The sequence below is a fragment of the Mesorhizobium sp. M2A.F.Ca.ET.042.01.1.1 genome, from assembly GCF_003997405.1.
Lineage (GTDB): Bacteria > Pseudomonadota > Alphaproteobacteria > Rhizobiales > Rhizobiaceae > Mesorhizobium.
This window is the reverse complement of record NZ_RZRX01000360.1, coordinates 1-4,687: the sequence shown is the minus strand read 5'-3', so window position 1 is coordinate 4,687 and position 4,687 is coordinate 1. Positions and strand designations below refer to the sequence as shown.

The window sequence follows — 4,687 nt, the reverse complement described above, 5'->3', positions numbered from 1 at the left end:
GGTGCGCCCCGCCCGCTGGGACATGGCGGGCGCAGCACTCTGCATCGTCGGCGCCTCCGTCATCCTGCTTGCGCCGCGCGGGATTTGAGGGATGGAACTCCCCGCCCCGCTCCGGCAAGGCGTCGACAGCCTGCTCGAGAAGGTGCCGCTGCCGGCGCTGAAGCAGGCGGCAAGGACGCTGTCCGAACGCTACCGCGCCGAGCTGCGCGATGGCCGCCTGCATATGGGCGAGGAGATGGCGGTCAAGGCCTATCTGGCGACGCGGCTGCCCGCCACCTATGCCGCGGTGCGCGCCAGCCTCGAGGCGCTCGCCGATGCGCGACCGGATTTCCAGCCCAATACCTTGCTCGACATCGGCGCCGGGCCTGGCACGATGCTTTGGGCCACGACAGACGCCTGGCCGGAGCTGGAACAGGCTGTGTTGGTCGAAGCGAGCGCCGCGGTACGCAAGGTCGGGCAGTCGCTTGCAGCCGGCACGATCGCCGCCCGCACCGAGTGGGTCGCCGGCGATGCCACCATCGATCTCGATGGCCTCAAGGCCGCCGACCTCGTCAGCATCGCCTATGTGCTCGACGAAGTCGCGCCGGCCTCGTTGCCGAAGCTCGTCGACCGCCTCTGGCAGCTGACCGCCGACACGCTGCTCGTCGTCGAGCCCGGCACGCCCGCCGGCTGGCAGCGCATGCTTGCCGCGCGCCAGCAATTGATCGGGGCGGAAGCGCACCTCCTGGCGCCCTGCCCCAACGCGGCGCCCTGCCCGCTCGCGCCGCCCGACTGGTGCCATTTCTCGCGCCGGGTCGCGCGTTCGCGCCTGCATCGCCTGGTCAAGGAGGCCGACGTGCCGTGGGAGGACGAGAAGTTCATCTATCTCGCCGCCTCCCGGCAACCGGCGCCGGCGCGCGCTGCGCGGGTGCTAGCGCCGCCGAAAGGCGGTTCCGGCAAGGTGGTGCTGAAACTCTGCCGGCCGGACGGCAGCGCGGGCGAGCAGTTGTTCAGCAAGCGCGACGGTGACGTCTTCAAGACGGCGCGCCGGGTGGACTGGGGTGACACGCTGGGCTGAGGGCACGTAAGGCCGGCGACATTTGAGCGAAGTCGGGGCGTCGATGTGTTTGGCAGAAACGCTACTTTGGCGACTAGCTGAAGCGCTTGTCAGGTCGTCATTCTATGGCGGAGCAAGGAGCGAAGCGACGCGCGTAGACCGTAGAATCCATGCCGTTACCTGTGAGCGTTGCAGCGGAGCAGAACAACTCTAGTTCTGCACCGCTTTTACTCCTGGCGCACGGGCACGGCATGGATCCTCGGGTCTGCGCGCGTCGCTTTGCTCCTTGCTCCGCCCGTGGATGACGAAGCTCCAACGTTTCAGCTCATCCCCAACGGCCGCGCCGCTCCGCCCAAACGTACATAAACGGTTCTGCAATGAGCGACCAGCAAGAGCCGCTTGTCGTCGAAATTGTTCTTGCTTCGTTCCGGCCTCGCGCGTAAGAATCGCGGCTTGCCGAGTCAAACGGAATCGGGCCACCGGAATACTGTCCTGTGGATGGTTTGCCGATCCTGTGAACATTGGGCATCAAGCCGGTTGGACCGAGGAGTGTTGCAGAAAGGTCAGCACCCGAATCTTCCCGTTCTGGTATCGAGGAAGGCGGGATCGAAATCGGGGATATCATGGCAGAGGCGGCACTGAAATTCGGCGCGGCGGAAACGCCGCTCTATCGCGAGGCACCGAACAACATCGAGGCCGAGCAGGCGCTGCTGGGCGCTATTCTCGTCAACAACGACGCCTTCTACCGGGTCTCGGATTTCCTCAAGCCGGCCCATTTCTACGAGCCGCTGCATCGCCGCATCTTCGAGGTCGCGTCCGAGCTGATCCGCATGGGCAAGATCGCGACGCCGATCACGCTGAAGACCTTCCTGCCGGCCGACGAGAAAGTCGGCGACATGACGGTGGCGCAATATGTGGTGCGGCTTGCGGTCGAAGCGGTCACCGTCGTCAACGCCACCGACTATGGCCGCGCCATCTACGACCTCGCGACGCGCCGCGCGCTGATCACCGTCGGCGAGGACATGGTCAACATCGCCTATGACGCGCCGGTCGACATGTCGCCGTCGGAGCAGATCGAGGACGCCGAGCGGCGGCTGTTCGAGCTCGCCGAAACCGGCCGCTACGATGGCGGCTTCGAAAGCTTCAACGATGCGGTCAAGACCGCCGTCGACATGGCCAATGCCGCCTATATGCGCGATGGCCATCTCTCCGGCATCTCGACCGGCCTGCGCGACCTCGATCGCCGCATGGGCGGTCTGCAGCCTTCCGACCTTATCGTGCTGGCCGGACGCCCGGGCATGGGCAAGACCTCCTTGGCCACCAACATCGCCTTCAACATCGCCGAGGCCTATGTCCCGGCGCAGCAGGCCGACGGCACGTTCAAAGCCGCCAATGGCGGCGTCGTCGGCTTCTTCTCGCTGGAAATGTCGTCGGAGCAGCTCGCCACCCGCATCATCTCCGAGCAGACCGAGATTTCTTCGTCGAAGATCCGCCGCGGCGAGATCACCGAGATGGATTTCGAAAAGCTCGTCGCCTGCTCGCAGACGATGCAGAAGATCCCGCTGTTCATCGACCAGACCGGCGGCATCTCGATCGCGCAGCTTTCCGCCCGGGCGCGGCGGCTGAAACGCCAGCGCGGCCTCGACCTCATCGTCATCGACTATATCCAGCTGATGCAGGGATCGAGCGCCCGCGCGTCGCAGAACCGCGTGCAGGAAATCACCGAGATCACCACGGGCTTGAAGGCTTTGGCCAAGGAGCTCGGCGTGCCGATCATCGCGTTGTCGCAGCTCTCGCGCCAGGTCGAAAGCCGCGACGACAAGCGCCCGCAACTCTCTGACCTGCGCGAATCCGGCTCCATCGAGCAGGACGCCGACGTGGTGCTGTTCGTCTATCGCGAGGAATACTACCTCAAGAACCGCGAGCCGAAGCTCGGCACCGAGGAATACGTCAAGTGGGAAAACGAGATGAACGAGGCGCGCGGCAAGGCCGAGTGCATCGTGGCCAAGCAGCGCCACGGACCGACCGGCACCGTCAGCCTCGCCTTCCACGGCGAATTCACGCGGTTCTCAGACCTGGCCGAGGAGCACCATCTGCCGGAGAGGTTTGAGTAGCGTTTTGGGAAACGTCTCACTCCGTCGCCCCCCTCTCTGTCCTGCCGGACATCTCCCCCTCAAGGGGGGAGATTGGATGTCGCGTCGGCTTTCGCCAATCGCCAACGTTGCAGGATGGGCGCAATCGGCGAAACTGCTGATCTCCCCCCTAGAGGGGGAGATGTCCGGCAGGACAGAGGGGGGCGCTATCCCGCCAGCCTATCCAATATCGGGCCGCGTCTAATGGCCAAATCGCGCGTTCAGTTCATCTGCCAGAATTGCGGCTCGGTGCATCAGCGCTGGGCCGGCAAATGCGATGCCTGCGGCGAGTGGAACACGCTGGTCGAGGAAGGCACAGCCGGCGGCATCGGATCGGGACCGGCCAACACGCGCAACGCGCGAAAAGGCCGCGCCGTGGTGCTGACCAGCCTCGCCGGCGACATCGAGGACGCGCCGCGCATCGTTTCGGGGATCGGCGAGCTCGACCGCGCCACCGGTGGCGGTTTCGTGCGCGGCTCGGCGCTGCTGGTCGGCGGCGACCCGGGCATCGGCAAGTCGACGCTTTTGACGCAAGCAGCGGCGGCGCTCGCCTCGAAGGGCCACCGCATCGTCTATGTCTCGGGCGAGGAGGCCGTCGCGCAGATCAGGTTGCGCGCCCAGCGGCTCGGCGTCGCCTCGACGCCGGTCGAGCTCGCCGCCGAAACCAATGTCGAGGACATCCTGGCCACCATCGCCGATGGCAAGCGACCGGACCTCGTCATCCTCGATTCCATCCAGACGCTGTGGACGGACCTTGCCGATTCGGCGCCGGGCACCGTCACCCAGGTGCGCGCGGCCGCTCAAGCCATGATCCGCTACGCGAAATCCACGGGTGCTGCGATCGTGCTCGTCGGCCATGTCACCAAGGAGGGCCAGATCGCCGGCCCGCGCGTCGTCGAGCACATGGTCGACGGCGTGCTTTACTTCGAAGGCGAAGGCAACCATCACTTCCGCATCCTGCGCACGGTGAAGAACCGCTTTGGGCCAACCGACGAGATCGGCGTCTTCGAAATGTCGGACAAGGGCCTGCGCGAGGTTTCCAATCCGTCCGAGCTTTTCCTCGGCGAACGCCACGCGAAATCCCCGGGCGCCGCGGTTTTCGCAGGCATGGAGGGCACGCGGCCGGTGCTGGTCGAGATCCAGGCGCTGGTCGCTCCCTCCTCGCTCGGCACGCCGCGCCGCGCCGTCGTCGGCTGGGACGGAGCGCGGCTGTCGATGGTGCTTGCCGTGCTCGAGGCGCATTGCGGCGTGCGCTTCGGCCAGCACGACGTCTATCTCAACGTCGCCGGCGGCTACCGGATCTCGGAGCCGGCGGCCGATCTGGCGGTCGCCGCGGCATTGGTTTCGTCGCTCACCGGTCTTGCCCTTCCCGCCGATTGCGTCTATTTCGGCGAAATCAGCCTATCGGGTGCCGTGAGGCCGGTTGCGCATGCGCAGCAGCGCCTCAAGGAAGCCGAAAAGCTGGGCTTTGGAAGCGCGGTGCTGCCGCTCGGCAGCGAGGAAGTTGCCGGGGGGATCG

3 protein-coding genes are annotated in these 4,687 nt (G+C 66.1%); all 3 read left to right on the top strand.

Annotated elements, in window-relative coordinates; genetic code table 11:
* Positions 1-91: 91 nt before the first annotated feature.
* Positions 92-1,057: a small ribosomal subunit Rsm22 family protein gene (locus tag EOA23_RS31710; RefSeq protein WP_127306995.1), complete on the top strand. Its 966-nt coding sequence runs from the start codon at positions 92-94 to the stop codon at positions 1,055-1,057.
* Positions 1,058-1,659: 602 nt separating this feature from the next.
* Positions 1,660-3,150, top strand: a complete 1,491-nt coding sequence (locus tag EOA23_RS31705) for a replicative DNA helicase (protein WP_041010739.1) — start codon at positions 1,660-1,662, stop codon at positions 3,148-3,150.
* Positions 3,151-3,372: 222 nt separating this feature from the next.
* Positions 3,373-4,687, top strand: a 1,315-nt coding sequence (gene radA / locus EOA23_RS31695) for a DNA repair protein RadA (protein WP_127306994.1), incomplete at its 3' end; no start/stop codon positions are given.

Excerpts from the sequence above, each read along its gene's own strand:
- EOA23_RS31705 (WP_041010739.1), top strand. The coding sequence starts at position 1,660 with ATGGCAGAGGCGGCACTGAAATTCGGCGCGGCGGAAACGCCGCTCTAT.
- EOA23_RS31710 (WP_127306995.1), top strand. The coding sequence starts at position 92 with ATGGAACTCCCCGCCCCGCTCCGGCAAGGCGTCGACAGCCTGCTCGAG.